This is a genomic window from Enterobacter sp. CP102 (genome assembly GCF_025152625.1).
Taxonomy (GTDB): Bacteria; Pseudomonadota; Gammaproteobacteria; order Enterobacterales; family Enterobacteriaceae; genus Enterobacter; species Enterobacter soli.
This window is the reverse complement of record NZ_CP104014.1, coordinates 2,574,224-2,597,417: the sequence shown is the minus strand read 5'-3', so window position 1 is coordinate 2,597,417 and position 23,194 is coordinate 2,574,224. Positions and strand designations below refer to the sequence as shown.

Below are 23,194 nucleotides of genomic sequence, written 5' to 3'. Positions count from 1 at the left end.
ATACTACGCGGCCATCAAAACGGGGCGCTGCCGTGTTTTGACCTGATCCGACGCCTGTGAAGGCGACACCTGAGGAAGCTCAATGAGCGAGAAGTTACAGAAAGTGCTGGCGCGCGCCGGCCACGGTTCACGCCGTGAAATCGAAGCCATTATTGAAGCAGGTCGCGTGAGTGTGGACGGTAAAGTCTCCACGCTGGGCGACCGCGTAGAAATCGTACCGGGACTGAAGATCCGTATTGACGGTCATCTTATCTCGGTAAAAGAGTCCGCTGAACAGATCTGCCGCGTGCTGGCCTATTACAAGCCAGAAGGCGAGCTGTGTACCCGTAATGACCCGGAAGGTCGCCCGACAGTATTCGACCGCCTGCCTAAACTGCGCGGCGCTCGCTGGATTGCTGTGGGCCGTCTGGATGTGAACACCTGCGGTCTGCTGCTGTTTACCACTGACGGTGAACTGGCAAACCGCCTGATGCACCCAAGCCGCGAAGTTGAACGTGAATACGCAGTGCGTGTATTCGGCCAGGTTGATGAGAACAAACTGCGCGACCTGTCGCGTGGCGTGCAACTGGAAGACGGCCCGGCGGCGTTCAAAACCATCAAATTTACCGGTGGTGAAGGGATTAACCAGTGGTACAACGTGACCCTGACGGAAGGCCGTAACCGCGAGGTTCGTCGTCTGTGGGAAGCGGTTGGTGTGCAGGTGAGCCGCCTGATCCGCGTACGTTATGGCGACATCCTGCTGCCGAAAGGTCTGCCGCGTGGTGGCTATACCGAGCTGGATTTAACCCAGACTAACTACCTGCGTGAACTGGTCGGCCTGACGCCGGAAACCACCTCTAAAGTGGCGGTTGAAAAAGATCGTCGTCGCATGAAAGCGAACCAGATCCGCCGTGCGGTAAAACGTCACAGCCAGGTGAGCAATAATCGCCGTTCTGGCAGCCGTAATAACAACGGTTAATCTCTAAAAGCCCGGTCTTATTAACCGGGCTTTTTTCTTAGTAATCAATCCCGATCTGGGCTTTGATACCCGCATCGAAAGCATGTTTAACCGGGCGTAACTCGCTGACGGTATCGGCTATGTCCAGAATATCCCGGTGGCACCCGCGTCCCGTTATAATCACCGTCTGGTGTGCCGGGCGTGCCTGTAATGCAGCCAGTACGGCATCCAGCGGCAGATAGTCGTAGGCCACCATATAGGTAATTTCATCCAGCAGCACCATGTTCAGCGTGGGGTCTGCCAGCATTCTTTTCGCGTGTTCCCAGACGGCCAGACACGCGGCTGTATCGGTTTCACGGTTTTGTGTGTCCCAGGTAAATCCGGTCGCCATAACCTGAAATTCGACGCCGTGCGGCTCCAGCAGGTTACGCTCTCCGTTAGGCCATTCGCCTTTAATAAACTGAATAACACCCACTTTCTGACCATGGCCCACTGCACGTGTTGCCGTACCAAACGCGGCAGTGGTTTTACCTTTCCCGTTGCCGGTGAAAACAATAATAATCCCGCGCTCGTCCTGGGCTGCGGCGACACGTGCATCAACCTGCTCTTTCAGACGCTGCTGGCGTTGCTGATGGCGTTCTTCACTCATTGCGATATCCCCGGTTTACGGCCTGGCTGTGCGTCAAAGGTCATACCGGTTTTACGGCGGCTGTCATCACCCATGAGCCAAAGGTAGAGCGGCATAATTTCCGCCGGTGTTTTCAGTTTTTGCGGATCTTCCCCCGGGAACGCGCTGGCGCGCATTTTGGTGCGTGTTCCACCCGGGTTAATGCAATTTACGCGCAGATGGCGGCTCTGATACTCCTCGGCCAGCACCTGCATCATGCCTTCTGTAGCGAATTTTGATACCGCGTACGCTCCCCAGTTTGCACGTCCCTGACGCCCAACGCTTGACGATGTAAAGACCAGCGAGCCTGAATCAGATTTGAGTAATAAAGGAAGCAATGCCTGTGTCAGGAAAAATGTGCCGTTGACGTTAACCTGCATCACCTGCTGCCAGATCTCCGGCTTTTGTTCATCCATAGGACGAACTTCCCCGAGCAGCCCGGCGTTGTGCAATACGCCGTCGAGGCGCGGGTGGTGCGTTGCGATGCGCTGTGCAAGCTCCTGGCACGTCTCAGGCGTGCAGGTCAGTAAATCGAGCGTATACCATGGGGCTGGCGCGCCACCTTCGTCTTCTACTTCTTGCGCCACGCTGCGCAGTTTTTCTTCGTTTCGGCCTACCAGGATGACGTGTGCCCCGTAGCGGGAGTAGGTCAGCGCAGCTTCACGACCAATCCCGTCGCTGGCACCGGTGACAAGAATGATGCGGTTTTGTAGTAAATCTTTTTGTGGTTGATAGTGCACGGTGACTCCTCTGGGCGCTGCACATAGATTGCGCCTGCTTTTTATCACTTTTCGGCTTTATGCCCGAAATAGCATGAGAATTCAATCAGTCTACAGGACGCTTCTCTGTGAAATTAACAATTTGCAAATATTTCATCCAGTAACGGGGATTCCTGAAGGCGGCTCGCACAGGTATTGTCACGAGCAAGACGCCTGACAACGGCTGTTGTACACTGGCGGTGAAGAATCGTGGTTAAATCAAGGTGGAACACGTGGAATTACTTTCTGAATATGGGTTGTTTTTAGCCAAAATCGCGACGGTGGTGATTGCCATTGCGGTAATCGCGGTCTTGCTCGTTAACCTGACCCAGCGTAAACGTCAGCGCGGCGAATTGCGGATCACCCGTTTAAGCGAACAGTATAAGGAGATGCAGGAAGAGATGTCCCTGGCGCTGCTGGATAGCCATCAGCAAAAACAGTGGGCAAAAGTGCAAAAGAAAAAGCACAAGCAGGAAGCTAAAGCGGCGAAAGCGAAAGCAAAATCACAGCTCCCGCAGGATGACGTGAAACCACGTGTTTATGTTCTCGATTTTAAAGGCAGTATGGATGCACATGAAGTGACCTCCTTACGCGAAGAGGTAACGGCGGTGCTTGCAGTGGCGAAGCCTGCGGATCAGGTGGTATTACGTCTTGAAAGCCCGGGCGGTGTGGTGCATGGCTACGGCCTGGCGGCGTCTCAGCTCCAGCGTCTGCGGGATAAACAGATCCCGTTGACCGTCGCGGTGGATAAGGTGGCCGCGAGCGGTGGCTACATGATGGCATGTGTGGCCGACAAAATTGTTGCCGCGCCGTTTTCAATCATTGGCTCCATTGGCGTGGTGGCGCAAATTCCGAATTTTAACCGTTTCCTGAAAAACAAAGAGATCGACATTGAGCTGCATACCGCCGGGCAGTACAAACGCACGCTGACGCTGCTGGGTGAAAACACCGAAGAGGGGCGTCAGAAGTTTCGTGAAGACCTTAATGAAACCCACCATCTCTTTAAAGACTTTGTGCAGCGTATGCGTCCAACCCTGGATATTGAGCAGGTTGCAACCGGGGAGCACTGGTACGGCACGCAGGCTCAGGAAAAAGGGCTGGTGGATGACGTAGGTACCAGCGACGATCTGCTGTTAGGGCTGATGGACGGGCGTGAGCTGGTCGGCGTGCGCTTTGCGCAGCGTAAACGCCTGCTCGACCGGTTTACCAACAGCGCCGCGGAAAGCGCAGACCGCCTGCTGTTACGCTGGTTACAACGCGGGCAAAAGCCGCTGCTGTAAACGAAAACGCGAGGCATCTGCCTCGCGTTTTGCGTTAATCGACCAGGTGATACTTCTCGGAAAGCGTATGTGCCAGGTATTTAAACATGTTAAACACCGCGGTGCTTTTCGGGGTGGGTAACCCTTGCTCATCAAGGAAATATTCGCCGCTGAACACCAGCACGCCATTTCGTTGCTCTACGCCGGTTGCTTCGATGCCGGCGAGGGTGTCTTCATGGTTGCGAATCAGTTTGTTCGCTTCAATAAGCAGAGATGCTCGGTCAATTGGTTGGGTTGTATTCTGCATAATCCACTCCTTAAACAGTGACAATAGTCTACGCCGGAGGGGCTTTGGGGGCAAATTTTCCCTGTTATCTGAGGGGGTAAGCACGGTTGTGGCGGCTGGCGGGAATCGCCATTACATGCTAATAAAGTTGCGTAACGAATTTTATCAGGTACAGTGTGCGCTTTCGTCATTCTGGCAACAGAATTGCTTGACATTCGAGCGGGAATTCGTCACGAATTAACGTCTATCTGAGAAAAATACCCGATAACTCAATCACCTGGACGTCATCTTTCTGGCGCAGGTTAAGACAAAGGGGTTGATATCCCCTGACGCAGTCTCAATATCAAGAGCTCGTCGTCAGCGGAAGGGATATCAACGTGCGGCGTATTCCTGGAAGAATTAAATTAGGTAAAGGTGAATATGGGTAAAGCTCTCGTCATCGTTGAGTCCCCGGCAAAAGCCAAAACGATCAATAAGTATCTGGGTAATGACTACGTGGTTAAATCCAGCGTTGGTCATATCCGCGATTTGCCGACCAGTGGCTCAGCCAGCAAAAAGAGCGCAGACTCTACCTCCACCAAAGGGGCTAAAAAGCCTAAAAAGGATGAACGTAGCGCGCTTGTCAACCGCATGGGTGTTAACCCGTGGCACAACTGGGATGCACAATATGAAGTGCTGCCAGGAAAAGAAAAGGTCGTTAATGAGCTGAAGCAGCTCGCTGAAAAAGCTGACCACATCTATCTCGCAACCGACCTTGACCGCGAAGGGGAAGCCATTGCATGGCACCTGCGGGAAGTGATCGGTGGCGACGACAAACGCTACAGCCGTGTAGTGTTTAACGAAATTACGAAAAATGCGATTCGCCAGGCGTTTGAAAAGCCAGGTGAGCTGAATATCGACCGCGTAAATGCTCAGCAAGCACGTCGCTTTATGGACCGTGTTGTGGGCTATATGGTTTCTCCGCTTCTGTGGAAAAAGATTGCCCGTGGCCTGTCAGCAGGGCGCGTTCAGTCCGTAGCAGTACGCCTGGTTGTTGAACGCGAGCGCGAAATCAAAGCGTTTGTACCAGAAGAGTACTGGGAAGTAGACGCCAACGTCACCACACCAGGCGGTGACGCGCTGCCGTTGCAGGTAAGCCATCAGAACGACAAACCGTTCCGTCCTGAAAATCGCGAGCAGACAATGGCTGCCGTCGCGTTGCTGGAAAAAGCACGCTATCAGGTCCTGGAGCGCGAAGATAAACCGACCAGCAGTAAGCCTGGCGCGCCTTTTATTACGTCCACATTGCAACAGGCGGCGAGCACGCGTCTGGGCTATGGCGTGAAGAAAACCATGATGATGGCGCAGCGCTTGTATGAAGCGGGCTACATCACCTATATGCGTACTGACTCAACCAACCTGAGCCAGGATGCCGTCAACATGGTGCGCGGTTATATCAGCGACAACTTTGGCAAAAAATACCTGCCAGAAAGTGCTAACCAGTTCGCCAGCAAAGAGAATTCTCAGGAAGCGCACGAAGCGATTCGTCCTTCTGATGTCTCTGTGTTGGCTGAATCGCTGAAAGATATGGAAGCCGACGCGCAGAAGCTGTATCAGCTGATCTGGCGTCAGTTTGTGGCGTGCCAGATGACGCCAGCCCAGTACGACTCCACCACACTGACCGTCGGTGCAGGTGATTTCCGCCTGAAAGCGCGTGGACGCATCCTGCGTTTTGACGGCTGGACAAAAGTGATGCCTGCGCTGCGTAAAGGCGATGAAGACAGAACCCTGCCTGCAGTAAACAAGGGCGACGCGCTGTCTCTGGTCGACCTGGTACCGGCACAACACTTCACCAAACCGCCTGCGCGATTCAGTGAAGCGTCACTGGTTAAAGAGCTGGAAAAACGTGGCATTGGCCGTCCGTCAACGTACGCGTCAATTATCTCGACTATTCAGGATCGCGGTTACGTTCGCGTTGAAAGCCGTCGTTTCTACGCGGAAAAAATGGGTGAGATTGTTACCGACCGTCTGGAAGCTAACTTCCGTGAGCTGATGAACTACGATTTCACCGCGCAGATGGAAGACAGCCTTGACCAGGTTGCCAGCCATCAGGCTGAGTGGAAAAAGGTACTCGACAGCTTCTTTAGCGACTTTACCCATCAACTGGATAAAGCCGAGAAAGATCCGGAAGAAGGCGGGATGCTGCCTAATCAGATGGTGCTGACCAGTATCGACTGCCCAACCTGCGGCCGTAAAATGGGTATTCGTACTGCTACGACCGGCGTCTTCCTGGGCTGTTCTGGCTACGCGCTTTCACCGAAAGAGCGTTGCAAAACCACCATTAACCTGGTGCCAGAGAACGAAGTGCTCAACATTCTTGAAGGCGACGATGCCGAAACAAACGCCTTGCGTGCGAAGCGTCGTTGTAAGAAATGTGGCACTGCGATGGACAGCTATCTCATCGATCCTAAACGCAAACTGCACGTCTGCGGTAATAACCCAACCTGTGATGGGTATGAGATCGAAGAGGGCGAGTTCCGCATTAAGGGCTACGACGGCCCAATCGTTGAGTGTGAAAAATGTGGCTCCGAAATGCACCTGAAAATGGGACGTTTTGGTAAATACATGGCTTGTACCAACGACGAATGTAAGAACACCCGTAAGATCCTGCGTAACGGTGAAGTTGCACCGCCGAAGGAAGATCCGGTTCCGCTGCCAGAGTTGCCGTGTGAGAAATCAGACGCTTACTTCGTGCTGCGCGACGGCGCCGCCGGGGTCTTCCTGGCCGCCAATACCTTCCCGAAATCGCGTGAAACACGTGCGCCGCTGGTGGAAGAGCTGTATCGCTTCCGCGATCGTCTGCCGGAGAAACTGCGTTATCTGGCCGATGCGCCGCAGCAGGATCCAGAAGGTAACAAGACAGTTGTGCGTTTTAGCCGTAAAACCAAACAGCAGTATGTTGCCGCTGAGAAAGAGGGTAAAGCGACCGGCTGGTCGGCCTTCTATGTTGACGGCAAATGGGCTGAAGGCAAAAAATAATCTGCACTTACTGTAACTTACCTGTAAAAGGGCCGGTCTTCCGGCCCTTTTTTATTACGTCGTTATTATTTTTTGTTCCGTACTATACAGTCAGGCTATAAATGATATAGTGGTTATAGTTAACCCTTTTCTTATTATCAAATCGTCTTAAGCGATTGACCGCGTGCGCTAAATCGGATGGTCTGGCATGAAACTACAGCAGCTTCGCTATATCGTTGAGGTGGTAAATCACAACCTTAACGTCTCTTCTACCGCTGAAGGTCTTTATACCTCTCAACCCGGCATCAGTAAGCAAGTTCGAATGCTGGAGGATGAGCTCGGTATTCAGATCTTTGCCCGTAGTGGTAAACACCTCACTCAGGTTACGCCTGCGGGGCAGGAGATAATCCGTATCGCCCGTGAGGTGCTTTCTAAAGTCGATGCGATTAAATCGGTGGCAGGAGAGCACACCTGGCCTGACAAAGGCTCGTTGTACATTGCCACCACCCATACTCAGGCGCGTTACGCCCTGCCTGGGGTGATTAAGGGCTTTATCGAACGTTACCCGCGCGTATCTTTGCATATGCATCAGGGCTCACCGACGCAAATCGCTGAAGCGGTATCCAAGGGCAACGCAGATTTCGCCATTGCCACAGAAGCGCTGCATCTGTACGACGACCTGGTGATGCTGCCGTGCTATCACTGGAACCGCTCGATTGTGGTTACGCCCGATCACCCGCTGGCCGGGAAAGGTTCGGTGACCATTGAAGAGCTGGCGCAATACCCGCTGGTAACCTATACCTTCGGGTTCACTGGCCGTTCTGAGCTGGACACCGCCTTTAACCGTGCAGGTTTAACGCCGCGGATTGTCTTTACTGCAACAGACGCAGACGTGATTAAAACCTATGTCCGGCTGGGGCTTGGGGTAGGGGTCATTGCCAGCATGGCGGTTGATCCGGTATCCGACCCGGATTTAGTCCGTCTTGATGCGCATGATATTTTCAGCCATAGCACAACCAAAATTGGTTTCCGCCGTAGCACCTTCCTGCGCAGCTATATGTATGATTTTATTCAGCGCTTTGCGCCGCATTTAACGCGCGATGTCGTAGATACCGCCGTAGCTCTGCGTTCCAATGAAGACATCGAAGAGATGTTTAAAGACATTAAGCTTCCTGCCAAATAATCACTCCCGGTATCTTTCCATTACGGAAAGATACCGATATATCCGCTTAAACCTAAATCAGAATTATCATCATCTGCACTTCGCTGACATATAATGTCATAACCCATTTTATTTATAAGGTTTTACTGTCGCAAATTTGCGACAAAAGTAGAAAGTAAATTCCGACTGCGCAAATAATTCTTTTCAATTATTTATTTCTGGTCAAAAGATTGAATATTTAACCTCTGCCACAGCGTAAATTCACTGGCTTTTCAGCGAAAGTTTCTTTAGGATTTATCTCAACTGATAATTACTTGTACCAATTGTTTGGTATCAAAATGATAAGCGATGTCGATTGTATGAGGTTAGCAATGCCGTCAGGAAGTGAAGAACCGCAAAGGGACCCTGCGCTTAAACGCAAAGCCTGGATGACGGTCTTTGTTGTCTCTGCCCTGTTTTGGGTGGTGGTTGCTCTCCTTGCCTGGAAATATTGGGGTTAACTATGACAGTGACGGTACGTACAGAATCGGTCAAACAGATGAGTCAGCATCGTGACAGTAGCCACAAAGCGCGTAAAGAGCCGGCTACCAGTGTTCCAGTCTCATGGAAACTCACACCGCAGCAGAAGGCCTTTATTGATGTCTTCGCTGAAGACGAAACTAAAAAACAATAATGTAGTTTTGAGCGTTATTACGCGAATAGTCTGAAGAATGTCTCTGCGCTTTTGTACTCTTTTATAAATACACATCAGCAATATTGTACTGAGGAACTAACTCAGGATCGCTAATTAATAAAGTCTGGTGTTGCTATGATGAATAACGTGACAAATCTCAAATACTGGTCGTGGATAGGCGTTTTTTCGCTGTCGATTCTCTTCTGGTGTCAGCTTGTCTGGCTGACCTTCTTCTAATTGATAAAACCTCGCTACGGCGGGGTTTTTTGTTTTATACCCGCCGTCTTCGCCCGTAAGAATTTATCAATTTGGGTTGTTATCAAAACGTTACATCCACCATGTGTTATCTTTAATTACGGCCCTGGAGTTAATCAGGGTATCTCTGTAATTAAGGAGGAGCTTATGTCGTTAACCCTACGCGAAGCCAGTAAGGACACGTTACAGGCAGAAAACAAAACCTGGCATTACTACAGTTTGCCGCTGGCTGCCAAAAGCCTTGGGGACATTTCGCGGTTACCCAAGTCGCTGAAAGTTTTACTGGAAAACCTCTTACGCTGGCAGGATGGTGATTCTGTCACTGCTGATGATATTCACGCGCTGGCCGGATGGTTAAAACATGCCCATGCGGACCGGGAAATTGCCTACCGACCCGCCAGGGTGCTGATGCAGGACTTCACGGGCGTACCTGCCGTGGTGGATTTAGCCGCCATGCGGGAAGCCGTAAAACGTCTCGGGGGTGACACGGCCAAAGTCAACCCGCTCTCCCCGGTGGATCTGGTTATAGACCACTCCGTCACCGTCGACCGCTTTGGTGACGAAGACGCGTTCGATGAGAACGTGCGTCTGGAGATGGAGCGCAATCACGAACGCTATGTCTTTCTGAAGTGGGGACAACAGGCGTTCAGTCGGTTCAGCGTCGTGCCACCCGGCACCGGTATTTGCCACCAGGTTAACCTCGAATATCTGGGGAAAGCTGTCTGGAGCGAATTACAGGGTAAAGAGTGGGTCGCTTATCCTGACACGCTGGTGGGCACCGATTCCCATACCACCATGATTAATGGCCTCGGCGTGCTGGGCTGGGGCGTGGGGGGGATTGAAGCCGAAGCCGCGATGCTCGGGCAGCCGGTTTCAATGCTGATACCCGATGTCGTGGGTTTTAAACTCAACGGCAAGCTCTCTGAAGGCATTACTGCCACTGACCTGGTGCTGACCGTCACCCAGATGCTGCGCCAGCATGGTGTGGTGGGTAAATTTGTTGAGTTCTACGGTGATGGCCTTGATTCACTCCCGCTTGCGGACCGCGCCACTATTGCCAATATGTCGCCAGAGTATGGTGCAACCTGCGGCTTTTTCCCGGTCGATGATGTAACGCTGGACTATTTACGCCTGAGTGGGCGTACAGAAGAGCAGGTGGCGCTCGTAGAGGCGTACACCAAAGCGCAGGGCATGTGGCGTAATCCGGGTGATGAGCCGGTCTTTACCAGCACTCTGGAGCTTGATATGGGCACCGTTGAGGCAAGCCTCGCAGGACCAAAACGTCCGCAGGATCGGGTGGCGCTACAAAACGTCCCCAAAGCCTTTGTGGCCAGTAACGAACTGGAACTTAACGCGGCGCAAAAAGATCATCGCCCGGTCGATTATGTGCTGAACGGGCAAACCTGGCAGTTGCCGGAAGGTGCGGTGGTCATTGCGGCGATTACCTCCTGTACCAATACCTCTAACCCGAGCGTACTGATGGCAGCAGGCCTGCTGGCGAAAAAAGCCGTCGAGCTTGGGTTAAAACCTCAGCCGTGGGTCAAAGCGTCGCTGGCTCCGGGGTCGAAAGTGGTATCCGATTATCTGGCAAAGGCAAAACTCACACCGTATCTGGACGAGCTTGGGTTTAATCTTGTGGGGTACGGATGTACCACCTGTATTGGGAACTCAGGGCCTTTGCCTGAGCCTATCGAACAGGCGATTAAACAGGGCGATCTGACGGTCGGCGCTGTTTTGTCCGGTAACCGCAATTTTGAAGGCCGTATCCATCCGCTGGTGAAAACGAACTGGCTGGCATCACCGCCATTGGTTGTAGCCTATGCGCTGGCCGGCAACATGAACGTCAATCTGGTTTCCGACCCGATTGGGCAAGACCGTAATCACCAGCCGGTTTACCTCAAAGATATCTGGCCGACATCGCAGGAAATTGCGCGTGCGGTTGAGCAGGTTTCTACCGAAATGTTCCATAAAGAGTACTCGGAAGTGTTTGAAGGTACGCCAGAGTGGAAAACCATTGCGGTCGAGGGATCTGACACCTACGCCTGGCAGGATGATTCGACTTATATTCGCCTGTCACCTTTCTTTGATGAGATGCAGGCTCAGCCCGCACCGCTGAAAGATATCCAGGGCGCACGCGTGCTGGCCATGCTGGGCGACTCTGTGACCACTGACCATATATCTCCGGCAGGCAGCATCAAAGCCGACAGTCCGGCAGGGCGCTATCTGCAAGGCCGCGGTGTGGAGCGCGGGGACTTTAACTCATACGGTTCACGTCGCGGTAACCATGAAGTTATGATGCGCGGGACGTTTGCCAATATTCGTATCCGCAATGAAATGGTGCCGGGCGTGGAAGGGGGGATGACCCGCTACCTGCCAGGAACGGAAGTGGTGTCGATTTATGATGCGGCAGTCAGTTATCAGCGGGCGGGGATCCCACTCGCGGTTATTGCCGGTAAAGAGTACGGTTCCGGCTCCAGCCGTGACTGGGCGGCAAAAGGGCCGCGTTTGCTGGGTGTCCGGGTGGTTATTGCCGAGTCGTTTGAACGTATTCATCGTTCGAATCTGATTGGTATGGGGATTTTACCGCTTGAGTTCCCGCAGGGCGTGACGCGCAAAACCCTTGGGCTGACCGGGGAGGAGCAGATAGATATCAGTGGATTGCAAAATCTTCAGCCGGGTAAAACGGTGCCGGTGAAACTCACGCGCGCGGACGGTAAAACTGAAATGCTTGATTGCCGGTGTCGTATTGATACCGCTACAGAGCTGACGTATTACCAGAACGACGGCATCCTGCACTATGTGATCCGTAAGATGCTGGATTGATAGAATGTGCCCGGCGCGAATTATCGCGCCGGGCTTACTGCAATTATTCGCTTAACAGATGGCCCATTTTCGCGGCTTTGGTGTCGAGATAGTGGGCATTTTTCGGGTTACGCCCCACAATCAGCGGTACACGCTCAACAATGTTGATACCTGCTTCCGTCAGGATCTCAACTTTACGTGGGTTGTTCGTCAGCAGACGTACTTCATCCACGCCCAGTAGCTTGAACATATCTGCACACAGGGTGAAATCACGCTCATCGGCGGCAAAACCAAGCTGGTGGTTAGCTTCGACCGTATCGTAACCCTGATCCTGAAGGGCATAAGCGCGGATTTTATTCAGCAGACCGATATTTCGGCCTTCCTGGCGGTGATAGAGCAGAACCCCACGACCTTCCTCCGCGATGTGCGTCAGGGCCGCTTCCAGCTGGAAACCGCAGTCGCAGCGCAGGCTGAACAAGGCATCGCCCGTCAGACACTCCGAATGGACGCGAGACAACACCGGCGTCTGCCCTGAAATGTCACCAAACACTAAGGCGACGTGATCCTGTCCGGTTGCCAGTTCTTCAAATCCCACCATCAGGAAATCGCCCCATGGGGTTGGCAGTTTGGCTTCTGCCACACGTTTAAGCTGCATGTGATTCTCCAGAGTATGCTGACACGTTTCGTGTCTTTCGCCTGTTTGGCTTTCTGTATCTGTTCATTTTGCCACAAGCTCAGCAACTTCGCCTAATCGCCACCATGCTATACGAACGTTAAACGCACGATCCGACATATCCACCTGTCGGGTGAAATTCAGTTATGATTGTGACGCTTAGCGAACAAGGAGAAGACATGCTTTCAATTGCCCGACGAACGGCAGCAGGTGCGGCCATCTTACTTATCATGCCTCTGGCCGTGTGGATTTCCGGCTGGACATGGCAGCCCGGTCAGGATACCGCGTGGCTTAAAGTGCTGTACTGGATAACAGAAACGGTTTCTCAACCCTGGGGGATCATTACCCATGTACTGCTGTGCGCGTGGTTCCTGTGGTGCCTGCGTTTTCGCCTGCGTCCGGCGGTGATGCTATTTGCCATTCTTGCGGCGGCGATTGTCGTCGGGCAAGGGGTGAAGTCCTGGGTGAAAGACCATGTGCAGGAGCCGCGTCCGTTCGTTATCTGGCTGGAGAAAACGCACCATATCCCGGTGGATGAGTTCTACAATTTAAAGCGTAAAGACCGTGGCGAGCTGGTCAAAGAGCAGCTTTCTGAACAACAGGATATTCCCAAATTTTTGCGTAAGCACTGGCAAAAAGAAGCTGGCTTCGCGTTTCCTTCGGGGCATACGATGTTTGCTGCCAGCTGGGCGTTACTTGGTGTGGGATTACTCTGGCCACGTCGCCGGATGGTGACGATAGCCGTGCTGCTGGTGTGGGCGACAGCCGTGATGGGAAGCCGCCTGCTGCTGGGAATGCACTGGCCACGTGATTTGGTTGTTGCCACGCTGATCTCCTGGGTGCTGGTGACCTTTGCTACCTGGCTTGCCCAGAGAGTCTGTGGGCCGCTGACGCCGCCGCCGGAAGAGAAGAAAGAAATCGCGGAAAGAGAGCAAAGCGGGGTCTGACGGTTGATATTCTGCGTTTAGCCCATAAATCCCATACTGGCGCGTTACTTTTTCCGTATCGCGCCCGTCACTAAAATGGTAGTTTATAAGGCTGATTGCGGTAAGTTGAACACACTTTATTCGCTTGAACCACATAACGGGAAGTAATGTGAAATATTTACTCATTTTCTTACTGGTATTGGCGATTTTTGTCATTTCGGTCACATTGGGTGCGCAAAACGACCAACAGGTGACGTTTAACTATCTGCTGGCCCAAGGTGAGTACCGGGTATCAAGCCTGCTCGCGGTGTTGTTCGCTGCGGGGTTTATCATCGGCTGGCTGGTTTGCGGTCTGTTCTGGCTTAAAGTTCGTGTTTCGCTTGCGCGCGCTGAACGTAAAATCAAACGCCTTGAACTTCAAATTGCGCCCGCGACTGACATTCCAGAGCGTTCTGGTGTGCCGGTAGCCAAGGAATAATCGAATATGCTGGAGTTGTTGTTTCTGCTTTTGCCTGTAGCCGCAGCCTATGGCTGGTATATGGGCCGCAGAAGTGCGCAACAAACAAAGCAGGATGAAGCAAACCGACTCTCCCGTGACTATGTTGCGGGGGTGAATTTCCTGCTGAGCAACCAACAGGATAAAGCGGTAGACCTGTTCCTCGATATGCTTAAAGAGGACACCGGTACCGTTGAAGCCCATCTCACCCTCGGAAACCTGTTCCGCTCGCGTGGCGAAGTTGACCGCGCTATCCGCATTCACCAGACCCTCATGGAAAGCGCATCGCTGACGTACGATCAGCGCCTGCTCGCGGTTCAGCAGCTGGGGCGTGACTACATGGCCGCCGGTCTGTACGACCGCGCCGAAGATATGTTTACGCAACTGGTCGATGAAACCGATTTTCGAATCAGCGCGTTGCAGCAGCTGTTGCAGATTTACCAGGCGACAAGCGACTGGCAGAAGGCCATTGATACCGCTGAACGTCTGGTGAAGCTGGGCAAAGACAAACAGCGCGTTGAAATAGCCCATTTCTACTGTGAACTCGCATTGCAACAGATGGGCAGCGATGACATGGATAAAGCCATGACATTGCTGAAAAAAGGTGCTGCCGCCGACCGTAACAGCGCGCGCATTTCCATCATGATGGGGCGCGTCTTCATGGCAAACGGCGAGTTTGCCAAAGCCGTGGAGTGCCTGCTGCGGGTGATTGACCAGGATAAAGAGCTGGTCAGCGAAACGCTGGAAATGCTGCAAACCTGCTACCAGCAGCTGAATAAGCAGGATGAGTGGGTGACTTTCCTGCGTCGCTGTGTTGAAGAAAATACCGGGGCAACCGCCGAACTGATGCTGTCTGACATTGTTGAACAGCATGAAGGTAGCGACACTGCACAGGTTTATATCACCCGTCAGCTTCAGCGTCATCCAACGATGCGGGTCTTCCATAAGCTGATGGACTATCACCTGAATGATGCGGAAGAAGGTCGCGCCAAAGAGAGCCTGATGGTGCTGCGCGATATGGTGGGTGAACAGGTGCGCAGTAAGCCGCGCTACCGCTGCCAGAAGTGTGGTTTCACCGCGTATTCGCTCTACTGGCACTGTCCTTCGTGCCGCGCCTGGTCCACGATTAAACCTATTCGCGGCCTGGATGGGCAGTAGCTTTTTTTAAAACACATTATTTTAGTTACAACATACTGATCTGCGTTTCTCACTCTGGCGGCAACGTGCGACCATTGGCCTGGCAGGAAAGGAAATCGATTCTGTTCATTTGTGGCGCTGACAGGTAGAATGCTGGCCGTTTATCTGTTCCGCGCCGCTGCGCGCCCATAGACGAAAAGGGCTGGTCATGACGTCTGTTACTTCCTCCGCTTCCCGTGTAGTTACTGATTCTCCTGTTGTTGTTGCTCTCGATTACAATAACCGCGATGCTGCACTTGCCTTCGTCGATGGCATTGATCCACGTGACTGTCGCCTGAAAGTCGGCAAAGAAATGTTCACGCTGTTTGGGCCACAAATTGTGCATGATCTGCAACAGCGTGGCTTTGAGATCTTCCTCGACCTGAAATTTCACGATATCCCCAACACCACGGCACATGCCGTTGCCGCGGCTGCTGAGCTGGGCGTATGGATGGTAAACGTCCACGCGTCGGGCGGGGCGCGAATGATGACTGCCGCACGTGAAGCGCTTTTACCTTTTGGCAAAGATGCACCATTACTGATTGCTGTAACGGTTCTGACCAGCATGGACGAAAGCGACCTGCGCGATCTTGGCGTGACATTGTCACCAGCTGAGCACGCTGAACGCCTTGCCCGCCTGACACAAAACTGTGGTCTGGACGGTGTAGTTTGTTCTGCGCAGGAAGCAGTACGCTTTAAATCAGAACTGGGCCAGGCGTTCAAACTGGTCACGCCGGGTATTCGTCCGGCAGGAAGTGACGTGGGCGATCAGCGCCGCATCATGACGCCTGAACAGGCGCTAGCGGCGGGTGTTGACTATATGGTTATCGGTCGCCCTGTAACGCAATCGGCAGACCCGGCTCAAACGCTGAAGGCCATTAATGCCTCACTGAAGAAGGGCGCGTAATGAGCGATTCTAACAGCCGCCTGGTGTATTCCACCGAAACAGGGCGTATCGATGAACCCAGGGCCGCGGTAGAGCGTCCGAAAGGCGATGGTGTGGTGCGCATTCAGCGTCAGACCAGCGGCAGAAAGGGGAAAGGTGTTTGCCTGATTACCGGCATTGATGCCGACGATGCTGAACTGGCGAAACTGGCAGCCGAGCTTAAAAAGAAATGCGGATGCGGTGGCGCGGTGAAAGACGGAATTATTGAAATTCAGGGCGACAAACGAGATTTAATTAAATCACTGCTCGAAGCCAAAGGCATGAAAGTAAAACTGGCGGGCGGTTAAATTAAGTGAGCCACGGAAAATACCGTGGCTCTATTTTTACGTGCGTAAGTCAGACCTGAAATGTATTCAAAATTATCTTTATACCGGTGGTTGCCGTTATGGAGATTATTTGCCCACCTGGTGACCGATAATACCGCCGACAGCAGCACCACCTAAAGTACCCAGCGTACTACCGTCAGTTAAGACCGCACCACCAAGTGCACCGGCACCGGCACCAATGGCTGTGTTACGGTCGCGTTTTGACCAGTTGGAACATGCGCTCAGGGACATTGCCAAAGCAACAGCCAGAACAGCTGCGGTTAATTTTTTGCTGGTTAAAGACATAATACTTTCTCCTGAATTATCGATTCACGGAAAGAAATACACTTTAAGTATAGACCATTGGCATACCTAAATTCCGTTTCCCGTGAAAGCTGGTCGCGCAGGCGTTACGTAATCACGCAGGTGATAGTCACTTCCTGTTATATCGCTAATATTAATTTTACGATTTTAACGCCGGTTAAACAGGTAAAAAGTCTTAAATGGAGACCAGGAATTCTCTCAGAGATGAAATTGCCTGCGCCCGGGAGAGTTGGGCGCAGAAAAGATATTATGCGGGGTGTTTGACAATATCGACCGTCAGGCCAGTTTGTTCGAGCTGCTGGCGATGTTCATTACTTAACCGATCATCGGTAATTACGCGGCTGAAACGGGAAATCGGCCCCATCATATAAGGGTGAACCGCACCAAATTTTGAACTGTCGGTAAGAACAATGGCTTCACACTCTTTTTCAAGTACCGCGTTAACCACATCCGAACGCATCATGTCCCGGCCGGTAAAGCCTGTCTCTGCCTGCCAGCCGTCGATACCGATAAAGGCTTTACTGAAGTGAACCTGCTGAACGTATTGCCGGGTCAGCGGCCCAACCATACTCTCGCTTTTTTTCTGATAAATCCCCCCGAGCAGAATCACTTCGCAGCGGGTTTCTTTAAGCAGGTGAGCGATATAGCTGCTGACGGTGATGATAGTAATGTCTTTCTGGTCGGCAAGCGTACGCGCCAGTAGCGCGTTACTGCTGCCGTTCTCGATAAACACAGTCTCACCGTTATTCACCAGCGACGCGGCAAACTCTGCCAGTTCACGTTTCAGCGCATAGTTGTTCATCATGCGGGTTTCGACGTCTTCGCTATCCAGCGGAACGGCATACCCGTGCGCACGGCGCAGGTAACTCTGTTTTTCCAGCAGATTAAGATCCTGACGGATGGTGACTTCAGATACGCCAGTGGTTTTAGCGAGGTCGACCACGCTCACGCGTCCCTGATCGATGACCATCTGTAAAATGAGTTGTTGTCGGGAATTCATAGCATCCATTTAAAAAAGCTGAACGAGGTCGGAAACGTGGTGGTTACACTTCCCACGGGGCTTTAGGTTGCGCGCTTTCTGGTGCGGTGTCGGCGCCATTCTGTGCCAGCAATTCGGATTTTAAGATCTCAAGATTACGGATAGCAGAGTGATAATCGCCCGCAACCAGGATATCCAGCACAGTATCAATACGTTGTGCCACGGTCAGTGCATCAATGTTGGACATAATTTCACCCCTGGAGCGAAAAGTTAATATTTTCAATGATGCAGAAAATAGGATCAAAAGAGAAGGGAAAAAATGCAATAAGGAAATTACATAAATGAAAGTGATAAATTTATCCCTCCTCATGCAGTGATTTGAATGTGTGGATTAGGCTAATTCTGCGCGCAAGGCGCTTTTTTATATGAGGAATTAGACTATGACAGTTATCAATCAAGCTACTTGCACACTGTTCACTGATGCTGAACGCTTTACCCAACTTGCTGCGTATTATGAGGAGGAACGTCACACCGTCTGGATGATGTTACGGTCTCAGCCACGGCCTTGCTTCAACCATGCGTTGATTGAAGAAATCATGAACTTGTCCTGGCTGGTGCGGCAGTCTGGTTTTGTTGTCGATTTCTGGGTCACCGGGTCGCTGGTTCCTGATATGTACAACACGGGGGGCGATTTGAAGTTCTTTGTCGAGTGCATCCAGAACGGCCGCCGCGAAGCATTACGCGCCTATGCCCGTGCCTGCGTCGATTGCGTACACGCCGCCTCACGCGGTTTTGATACCGGAGCCATCACCCTGGCGATGGTTGAAGGCAGCGCTTTAGGCGGCGGATTTGAGGCGGCCCTGGCACACCATTTTGTTCTTGGCCAGCGCGATGCACGTTTGGGATTTCCTGAAATTGCCTTCAACTTGTTCCCCGGGATGGGTGGGTATTCGCTGGTTGCCCGCCGTTCAGGCATGAAACTGGCAGAGGAACTCATCTACAAAGGGGAGTCACATACTGCGGAGTGGTACGAACAGCACGGGTTAGTGGATGTCCTGTTCGAGCCAGGACAGAGCTATATGGCGGTGCGTACGTTTATCGACACATTACAGCCGAAGATGAATGGAGTAAGGGCAATGCTGCGCGCCCGTACGCGCGTTCTGCAACTTCCGCGTAGCGAGTTGATGGACATTACAGAAGATTGGGTCGATGCTGCGTTTTGCCTCGAGCCCAAAGATATTGCCTATATGGAGCGTCTGGTTATGTTGCAGGACCGCCACCACGCGGCGGGTTTACGCAAAGCCAGTTAGCGCATTTTTCGCGCCTGATAACGCTTTAGCCATCGCTCGAATGCGGCAGCGGGCATAGGTTTAGCAAAGAGATAACCCTGCCGTTCGTTGACGCCGTTCTTAGTCAGAAAGGCGTCTTCTTTCGCGCTTTCTACCCCTTCCGCAATAACCTGTAAATTGAGCGCCTGCGCCACCGCAACGATCGCGCGCACCAGCGATTGTGAAATCGATTGTTTGTGAATATCCCGAACGAATGACTGATCGAGTTTAATCGCATCGATTGGGAAGCGCGCCAACTGCGAAAGCGACGAGTACCCCGTACCAAAGTCATCGAGGTGGATTTGCGCCCCGAGCTGGCTGAACTGCTGGATAACCGAAAGCGCCAGCTCTTCATTTTCAATCAGGCAGCTTTCGGTTAATTCCACATCGATAGGGCAGTACTCAAAGTTTAAATCCTTCAGCGCCTGTTTTAAATCGCTGAAAATGGTCTGATCGGCAAGCTGACGCGCCGAGACGTTAACCGCGACGCGCAGATTAATGCCTTTATCGCGCCATTTGGCAACCTGACGTACCACGTCGAGCATAACCCAGCGGCCAAGCGGGACAATCAACCCCGATTCTTCCGCATAGGAGATAAACTCCAGCGGCGGGATCAGACCGCGCTCCGGGGACTGCCAGCGGACCAGCGCTTCCAGGCTTCTGATTTCGCCCCGCCAGGTCATTTTTGGCTGATAGTGAATCAGCAGTTGATCGTTATCCAGCGCTTTACGCAGGTTGGTATCAAGCCAGAGGTACTCGAATACGCGTTGATTCATCTCTGGTGAGAAGACGCAGAACTTACCGCGGCCGCTCTCTTTGGCGGTATACATTGCCGTATCCGCGTTACGAATGACGCTTTCACGGTCGATACCGTGCTGAGGCGCAAGGGCGATACCCAGCGAACAGCCGGTATAAATCTCAATCAACCCGATGCGGAATGGCTGGCGTAAGCGGGTGAGGATCCGCGAAGCCATCGCTTCCAGCGAACCTTGCGAAGTGTCCGTCGCCAGCACAATAAATTCATCGCCACCGAGACGGGCGAGGATTTGTCCTTCTTCCAGACAACTGAGGATCGCCAGCGCGACCGCCTGTAATAACTGATCGCCAAACATATGCCCGTAGGCATCGTTCACTTTTTTGAAGTTATCCAGGTCGAGATACACCACACCGACCTGGGTTTCTCCTCGCGCCTCTATGGCATCGGAGATCAGTTCGTGGATGGCATTCCGGTTTGGCAACCCGGTGATGGTATCGGTATTCGCCAGCACGCGCAGGCGCTCCTGGGCGCGGCGTTCCTCGGTGATATCGGTGCCTGAACAGATAAGGTAAATTTCATTCTTACCGCTGCCGCTGTGAACAAATTTGTTTCGGAACAGAAACAATCTTTGTCCCTTGCGGGTCTTGATCCAGCGTTCAACTTCGTAGGAACTGCCGTTACGAAAAAAACCGGTAATGTTGCGTTTTGACGCGGCTGCTTCACTGCGGCTCATGAACAGCTTAAAGACGTTCTGGCCGATCACTTCCTGTTCTTTCAGGCCGGTATACTCTTCGCTAAGACGGTTGAAGCGCTGAATGTTCCCGTTTTGATCGAGGATGACAATAACGGAATTGGCTTCGGAGACAACCTGCTCTGCGAATGAGAGCCCCTGAACCAGATCTCGGGCAACAGAAGGGGTATCGTTCCAGGCCGAAGCTGTGCCAGCCCACTCTTTTTTATTGATCTTGCGGCCGACTAAATGAACAGGGACATCAGCACCATACAGTGACAACGTCATCGTAATGCTGGAGGTGATAACGGTAAGTTGACGAATGAGATCGGCCTGCTCATCGCTCAGTGCAACGACCTGAATAACATCGGCACTTTCGCTGGTGGCAAGATGCAGAGCATTGCTATCGGCTGTCAGTCGCCACCAGGGACTGTGCGTACCCATGTAACGAAACAGCAAATTCTGCTCCAGATCATCCATCATATTTTCTCCTGCGGCTGCTCATTAGCGCAAAAAATATTCAATTGCAGTCGACTTTTCCGTAGTGAGACAGCGGCAAAACCGAAGTGAACTTATTGTTTTTCCCAGTTTTATTATATTAAAACGAGTCGCGCCCAAAAGGATACGTGCTGTATAAAAATTCACGTAACCGAATATGACTGCTCTCTTTTAATGTAGATAATTCTGGCAAGTTTTGGCGGTATGAAGAGGAAAATAATAAGAAAAAATGATGATTTGGCGGTTTAAGGGGGGGTAAGAAAATGTCGGCCTTTCCCAAAAGGAAATAGCCGACATTTTAATAAGTTATCAGGCGACAGGGCGAGCGATAATGCTACGGGTTTCCATGCGAACTTCAGCGATGTTCACGTCAATCACGTCTGTGACCTTATAAACCGTTTCGCCTTTGATTTGCACAGAGCCATTCTCCTGGCTACAGACCAGCTCATCACGGACGGCGTGCAGGAATGGGGCAGGAATAAAGGCAACCGCGCCATTATCAACTAGACGTACACGCATCCCACCACGGCTGATATCGATGATCTCCGCCGGGAAACGGGTGTCAGTACCCGCTTTATCGTTCAGGAAACGCGCATACAGCCAGTCACCGACATCGCGTTCAGCCATGCGGTTCAGGCGACGACGTTCCGCCATCTGTACCGTGGTATCGTCCTGCGGACGCGCAATGGATTCACCTTTGATAATCGCTTTCAGCAGGCGATGGTTAACCATATCGCCATACTTACGGATTGGAGAAGTCCAGGTTGCGTAAGCCTCAAGGCCCAGACCAAAGTGCGGCCCTGGCTCGGTGCTGATTTCAGCGAAGGACTGGAAGCGACGAATACGGCTGTCCAGGAAACCGGATGGTTGTGCATCCAGCTCGCGGCGCAGTTTGCAGAAGCCGTTCAGCGTCAGCACTTCTTCTGGATCAACGTGTACATCGTGGTTTTTCAGCAGGGCAGCCAGCGCTTCGGTGTTTGCCGGATCAAAACCGGTGTGCACGTTGTAAATGCCAAAGCCCAATTTGTCGCGCAGTACACGAGCGGCACAAATATTGGCGGAAATCATGGCTTCTTCAACAATGCGGTTCGCGATACGACGCGGCTCTGCGACGATATTCAGCACTTCGCCTTTTTCACCGAGAACAAAGCGGTAATCAGGACGGTCTTTAAATACCAGCGCGTGGGTGGTACGCCATTCGCTACGGCTCAGGCAGATGCGATGCAGCAAACGGATCTGCGCGGCAATCGCCTCGCTTTCGGGGTTCCAGTTGCCGGTGTTTTCCAGCCAGTCAGAAACGTCGTCATAGGCCAGTTTGGCTTTTGATTCGATGGTGGCGGCAAAGAATTCGATATCGTCTTCAATGGTACCGTCAGCGGCAATGATCATGCGGCAGGCGAGCACTGGACGGATTTCGTTCGCACGCAGCGAGCAGAGATCGTCAGACAGTTCGCGTGGCAGCATCGGGATGTTGAAGCCCGGCAGGTAGTTGGTGAATGCGCGAATTTTCGCGGCATCGTCCAGCTTGCTGCCTTCAACGATCCACGCCGTTGGATCGGCAATCGCCACGGTCAGGTGCATTTTGCCGTCAGTTGACTCTTCAGCAAACAGGGCATCATCCATATCTTCAGTGCTGGCACTGTCGATGGTGACAAAATCCAGAGCAGTCAGGTCACGACGTACCAGACCTTCGTCCTGCATTTCGGTTGCTACGCCATCTGGCGCTTCTTTTTCAAGATTGTGGCGTGCCAGCGTCACCCACCATGGGACGAAATGATCGTCGCCAAAGGTAATGAACTGGGTCAGTTCCGCATAAAAACCGCGGTCGCCTTTCAGAGGATGACGGCGCATTTCAGCAACGGCCCAGTCACCTTGTTTAAAATCATGCTCAACACCACGTGCAGCGCGGCACGGAATGGCATCTTTCAGCAGGGGATGGTCCGGTACGATAGACAGACGGTCGTCTTTTTTATGTACCTTACCCACGAAACGGGTCAGGAAAGGTTCGATCAGTTCTTCCGGCTCGGCAGACTCACGTTCTTTCTCTGTATGAATAACGGCCGTGACGCGGTCGCCGTGCATCACTTTCTTCATCTGCGGAGGCGGAATGAAGTAGCTTTTCTGCGCATCGACTTCAAGGAAGCCAAAGCCCTTTTCCGTGGCTTTTACGACCCCTTCTGCACGCGGCGTCTGGGAATGCAGTTGCTGTTTAAGCTGCGCTAGCAGCGGGTTGTCCTGAAACATAATGTTCTATTTTCGT

Annotated in this window: 23 protein-coding genes; 14 read left to right on the top strand and 9 right to left on the bottom strand. The window is 52.4% G+C overall.

What is annotated here, in order from left to right; translation table 11 throughout:
- The first annotated feature begins 82 nt into the window (after positions 1-82).
- Positions 83-958, top strand: a complete 876-nt coding sequence (rluB, locus tag N1249_RS12280) for a 23S rRNA pseudouridine(2605) synthase RluB (RefSeq protein WP_014070506.1) — start codon at positions 83-85, stop codon at positions 956-958.
- A gap of 37 nt (positions 959-995) precedes the next feature.
- Here rluB and cobO read toward each other — a convergent pair whose 3' ends face one another.
- Both cobO and N1249_RS12270 read right to left on the bottom strand, forming a co-directional pair.
- Positions 996-1,586 (bottom strand): cob(I)yrinic acid a,c-diamide adenosyltransferase, encoded by a 591-nt coding sequence (cobO, locus tag N1249_RS12275; protein ID WP_217186598.1) that lies wholly within the window; start codon positions 1,584-1,586, stop codon positions 996-998.
- Complete coding sequence (locus tag N1249_RS12270) at positions 1,583-2,344, bottom strand: YciK family oxidoreductase (RefSeq protein ID WP_259829611.1); 762 nt, start codon at positions 2,342-2,344, stop codon at positions 1,583-1,585. The genes cobO and N1249_RS12270 overlap by 4 nt, the downstream gene beginning before the upstream one ends.
- Before the next feature lie 251 nt (positions 2,345-2,595).
- On the opposite strand from N1249_RS12270, the gene sohB reads away from it, so the two are divergent.
- Positions 2,596-3,642 (top strand): protease SohB, encoded by a 1,047-nt coding sequence (gene sohB, locus N1249_RS12265; RefSeq protein WP_259829609.1) that lies wholly within the window; start codon positions 2,596-2,598, stop codon positions 3,640-3,642.
- 34 nt (positions 3,643-3,676) lie between these two features.
- On the opposite strand, the gene N1249_RS12260 is transcribed toward sohB, so the two are convergent.
- A complete protein-coding gene (locus N1249_RS12260) occupies positions 3,677-3,928 on the bottom strand; it encodes a YciN family protein (RefSeq protein ID WP_014070502.1) in 252 nt (83 codons plus the stop codon).
- A gap of 399 nt (positions 3,929-4,327) precedes the next feature.
- On the opposite strand from N1249_RS12260, the gene topA reads away from it, so the two are divergent.
- The 6 genes from topA to acnA all read left to right on the top strand — a co-directional run bounded on the left by topA (position 4,328) and on the right by acnA (position 11,817).
- The gene (topA, locus tag N1249_RS12255; RefSeq protein WP_259829607.1) at positions 4,328-6,925 is read left to right on the top strand and encodes a type I DNA topoisomerase; all 2,598 of its coding nucleotides are present in this window, start codon (positions 4,328-4,330) and stop codon (positions 6,923-6,925) included.
- A 187-nt stretch (positions 6,926-7,112) separates the two neighbouring features.
- Positions 7,113-8,087, top strand: coding sequence for an HTH-type transcriptional regulator CysB (gene cysB, locus N1249_RS12250; RefSeq protein WP_006175683.1), 975 nt, complete (start codon positions 7,113-7,115; stop codon positions 8,085-8,087).
- A 338-nt stretch (positions 8,088-8,425) separates the two neighbouring features.
- The gene (locus N1249_RS12245; protein ID WP_217186602.1) at positions 8,426-8,566 is read left to right on the top strand and encodes a YmiA family putative membrane protein; all 141 of its coding nucleotides are present in this window, start codon (positions 8,426-8,428) and stop codon (positions 8,564-8,566) included.
- A gap of 38 nt (positions 8,567-8,604) precedes the next feature.
- Entirely contained in the window at positions 8,605-8,739 is a 135-nt protein-coding gene (locus N1249_RS12240; protein WP_259838285.1) for a hypothetical protein, read from the top strand.
- A gap of 138 nt (positions 8,740-8,877) precedes the next feature.
- Positions 8,878-8,976, top strand: a complete 99-nt coding sequence (gene ymiC, locus N1249_RS12235; protein WP_409193175.1) for a small membrane protein YmiC — start codon at positions 8,878-8,880, stop codon at positions 8,974-8,976.
- Between the two features lie 165 nt (positions 8,977-9,141).
- Entirely contained in the window at positions 9,142-11,817 is a 2,676-nt protein-coding gene (gene acnA, locus N1249_RS12230; RefSeq protein ID WP_259829602.1) for an aconitate hydratase AcnA, read from the top strand.
- Between the two features lie 43 nt (positions 11,818-11,860).
- Here the strand turns inward: acnA and ribA are convergent, their stop codons facing one another.
- Complete coding sequence (ribA, locus tag N1249_RS12225; RefSeq protein WP_259829601.1) at positions 11,861-12,451, bottom strand: GTP cyclohydrolase II; 591 nt, start codon at positions 12,449-12,451, stop codon at positions 11,861-11,863.
- Positions 12,452-12,648: 197 nt separating this feature from the next.
- Here ribA and pgpB point away from each other — a divergent pair, with 197 nt between their 5' ends.
- From pgpB to yciH, 5 genes are all read left to right on the top strand, one after another.
- Complete coding sequence (pgpB, locus tag N1249_RS12220; protein ID WP_259829600.1) at positions 12,649-13,416, top strand: phosphatidylglycerophosphatase B; 768 nt, start codon at positions 12,649-12,651, stop codon at positions 13,414-13,416.
- A 148-nt stretch (positions 13,417-13,564) separates the two neighbouring features.
- Positions 13,565-13,873: a LapA family protein gene (locus N1249_RS12215; protein ID WP_014070495.1), complete on the top strand. Its 309-nt coding sequence runs from the start codon at positions 13,565-13,567 to the stop codon at positions 13,871-13,873.
- Between the two features lie 6 nt (positions 13,874-13,879).
- Positions 13,880-15,049: a lipopolysaccharide assembly protein LapB gene (lapB, locus tag N1249_RS12210; protein ID WP_259829599.1), complete on the top strand. Its 1,170-nt coding sequence runs from the start codon at positions 13,880-13,882 to the stop codon at positions 15,047-15,049.
- 187 nt (positions 15,050-15,236) lie between these two features.
- Positions 15,237-15,974 (top strand): orotidine-5'-phosphate decarboxylase, encoded by a 738-nt coding sequence (pyrF, locus tag N1249_RS12205; protein WP_259829597.1) that lies wholly within the window; start codon positions 15,237-15,239, stop codon positions 15,972-15,974.
- Positions 15,974-16,300, top strand: a complete 327-nt coding sequence (gene yciH, locus N1249_RS12200) for a stress response translation initiation inhibitor YciH (RefSeq protein WP_259829596.1) — start codon at positions 15,974-15,976, stop codon at positions 16,298-16,300. The genes pyrF and yciH overlap by 1 nt, the downstream gene beginning before the upstream one ends.
- Positions 16,301-16,405: 105 nt before the next feature.
- Here the strand turns inward: yciH and osmB are convergent, their stop codons facing one another.
- The 3 genes from osmB to N1249_RS12185 form a co-directional block, all read right to left on the bottom strand.
- Positions 16,406-16,624, bottom strand: a complete 219-nt coding sequence (gene osmB, locus N1249_RS12195) for an osmotically-inducible lipoprotein OsmB (protein WP_014070491.1) — start codon at positions 16,622-16,624, stop codon at positions 16,406-16,408.
- 265 nt (positions 16,625-16,889) lie between these two features.
- Positions 16,890-17,642 carry a DNA-binding transcriptional regulator YciT gene (locus N1249_RS12190; protein ID WP_259829595.1) on the bottom strand — a complete coding sequence of 251 codons (753 nt, stop codon included), beginning with the start codon at positions 17,640-17,642 and terminating at the stop codon, positions 16,890-16,892.
- A gap of 43 nt (positions 17,643-17,685) precedes the next feature.
- Positions 17,686-17,868 carry a hypothetical protein gene (locus tag N1249_RS12185; protein WP_014070489.1) on the bottom strand — a complete coding sequence of 61 codons (183 nt, stop codon included), beginning with the start codon at positions 17,866-17,868 and terminating at the stop codon, positions 17,686-17,688.
- Positions 17,869-18,061: 193 nt separating this feature from the next.
- On the opposite strand from N1249_RS12185, the gene N1249_RS12180 reads away from it, so the two are divergent.
- Complete coding sequence (locus N1249_RS12180; protein WP_166715511.1) at positions 18,062-18,931, top strand: crotonase/enoyl-CoA hydratase family protein; 870 nt, start codon at positions 18,062-18,064, stop codon at positions 18,929-18,931.
- Here the strand turns inward: N1249_RS12180 and pdeR are convergent.
- Both pdeR and N1249_RS12170 read right to left on the bottom strand, forming a co-directional pair.
- Positions 18,928-20,919 (bottom strand): cyclic di-GMP phosphodiesterase, encoded by a 1,992-nt coding sequence (gene pdeR, locus N1249_RS12175; protein WP_259829594.1) that lies wholly within the window; start codon positions 20,917-20,919, stop codon positions 18,928-18,930. The genes N1249_RS12180 and pdeR overlap by 4 nt on opposite strands.
- Positions 20,920-21,243: 324 nt before the next feature.
- Positions 21,244-23,178: an exoribonuclease II gene (locus tag N1249_RS12170; protein WP_259829593.1), complete on the bottom strand. Its 1,935-nt coding sequence runs from the start codon at positions 23,176-23,178 to the stop codon at positions 21,244-21,246.
- Between the last annotated feature and the right edge of the window lie 16 nt (positions 23,179-23,194).

Excerpts from the sequence above, each read along its gene's own strand:
- rluB (WP_014070506.1), top strand. The coding sequence starts at position 83 with ATGAGCGAGAAGTTACAGAAAGTGCTGGCGCGCGCCGGCCACGGTTCA.
- ribA (WP_259829601.1), bottom strand. The coding sequence starts at position 12,451 with ATGCAGCTTAAACGTGTGGCAGAAGCCAAACTGCCAACCCCATGGGGC.
- ymiC (WP_409193175.1), top strand. The coding sequence starts at position 8,878 with ATGAATAACGTGACAAATCTCAAATACTGGTCGTGGATAGGCGTTTTT.
- N1249_RS12260 (WP_014070502.1), bottom strand. The coding sequence starts at position 3,928 with ATGCAGAATACAACCCAACCAATTGACCGAGCATCTCTGCTTATTGAA.
- cobO (WP_217186598.1), bottom strand. The coding sequence starts at position 1,586 with ATGAGTGAAGAACGCCATCAGCAACGCCAGCAGCGTCTGAAAGAGCAG.
- N1249_RS12190 (WP_259829595.1), bottom strand. The coding sequence starts at position 17,642 with ATGAATTCCCGACAACAACTCATTTTACAGATGGTCATCGATCAGGGA.
- N1249_RS12240 (WP_259838285.1), top strand. The coding sequence starts at position 8,605 with ATGAGTCAGCATCGTGACAGTAGCCACAAAGCGCGTAAAGAGCCGGCT.
- N1249_RS12170 (WP_259829593.1), bottom strand. The coding sequence starts at position 23,178 with ATGTTTCAGGACAACCCGCTGCTAGCGCAGCTTAAACAGCAACTGCAT.
- acnA (WP_259829602.1), top strand. The coding sequence starts at position 9,142 with ATGTCGTTAACCCTACGCGAAGCCAGTAAGGACACGTTACAGGCAGAA.
- pgpB (WP_259829600.1), top strand. The coding sequence starts at position 12,649 with ATGCTTTCAATTGCCCGACGAACGGCAGCAGGTGCGGCCATCTTACTT.
- pyrF (WP_259829597.1), top strand. The coding sequence starts at position 15,237 with ATGACGTCTGTTACTTCCTCCGCTTCCCGTGTAGTTACTGATTCTCCT.
- yciH (WP_259829596.1), top strand. The coding sequence starts at position 15,974 with ATGAGCGATTCTAACAGCCGCCTGGTGTATTCCACCGAAACAGGGCGT.
- osmB (WP_014070491.1), bottom strand. The coding sequence starts at position 16,624 with ATGTCTTTAACCAGCAAAAAATTAACCGCAGCTGTTCTGGCTGTTGCT.
- N1249_RS12185 (WP_014070489.1), bottom strand. The coding sequence starts at position 17,868 with ATGTCCAACATTGATGCACTGACCGTGGCACAACGTATTGATACTGTG.
- pdeR (WP_259829594.1), bottom strand. The coding sequence starts at position 20,919 with ATGATGGATGATCTGGAGCAGAATTTGCTGTTTCGTTACATGGGTACG.
- N1249_RS12180 (WP_166715511.1), top strand. The coding sequence starts at position 18,062 with ATGACAGTTATCAATCAAGCTACTTGCACACTGTTCACTGATGCTGAA.
- topA (WP_259829607.1), top strand. The coding sequence starts at position 4,328 with ATGGGTAAAGCTCTCGTCATCGTTGAGTCCCCGGCAAAAGCCAAAACG.
- lapB (WP_259829599.1), top strand. The coding sequence starts at position 13,880 with ATGCTGGAGTTGTTGTTTCTGCTTTTGCCTGTAGCCGCAGCCTATGGC.
- N1249_RS12245 (WP_217186602.1), top strand. The coding sequence starts at position 8,426 with ATGAGGTTAGCAATGCCGTCAGGAAGTGAAGAACCGCAAAGGGACCCT.
- cysB (WP_006175683.1), top strand. The coding sequence starts at position 7,113 with ATGAAACTACAGCAGCTTCGCTATATCGTTGAGGTGGTAAATCACAAC.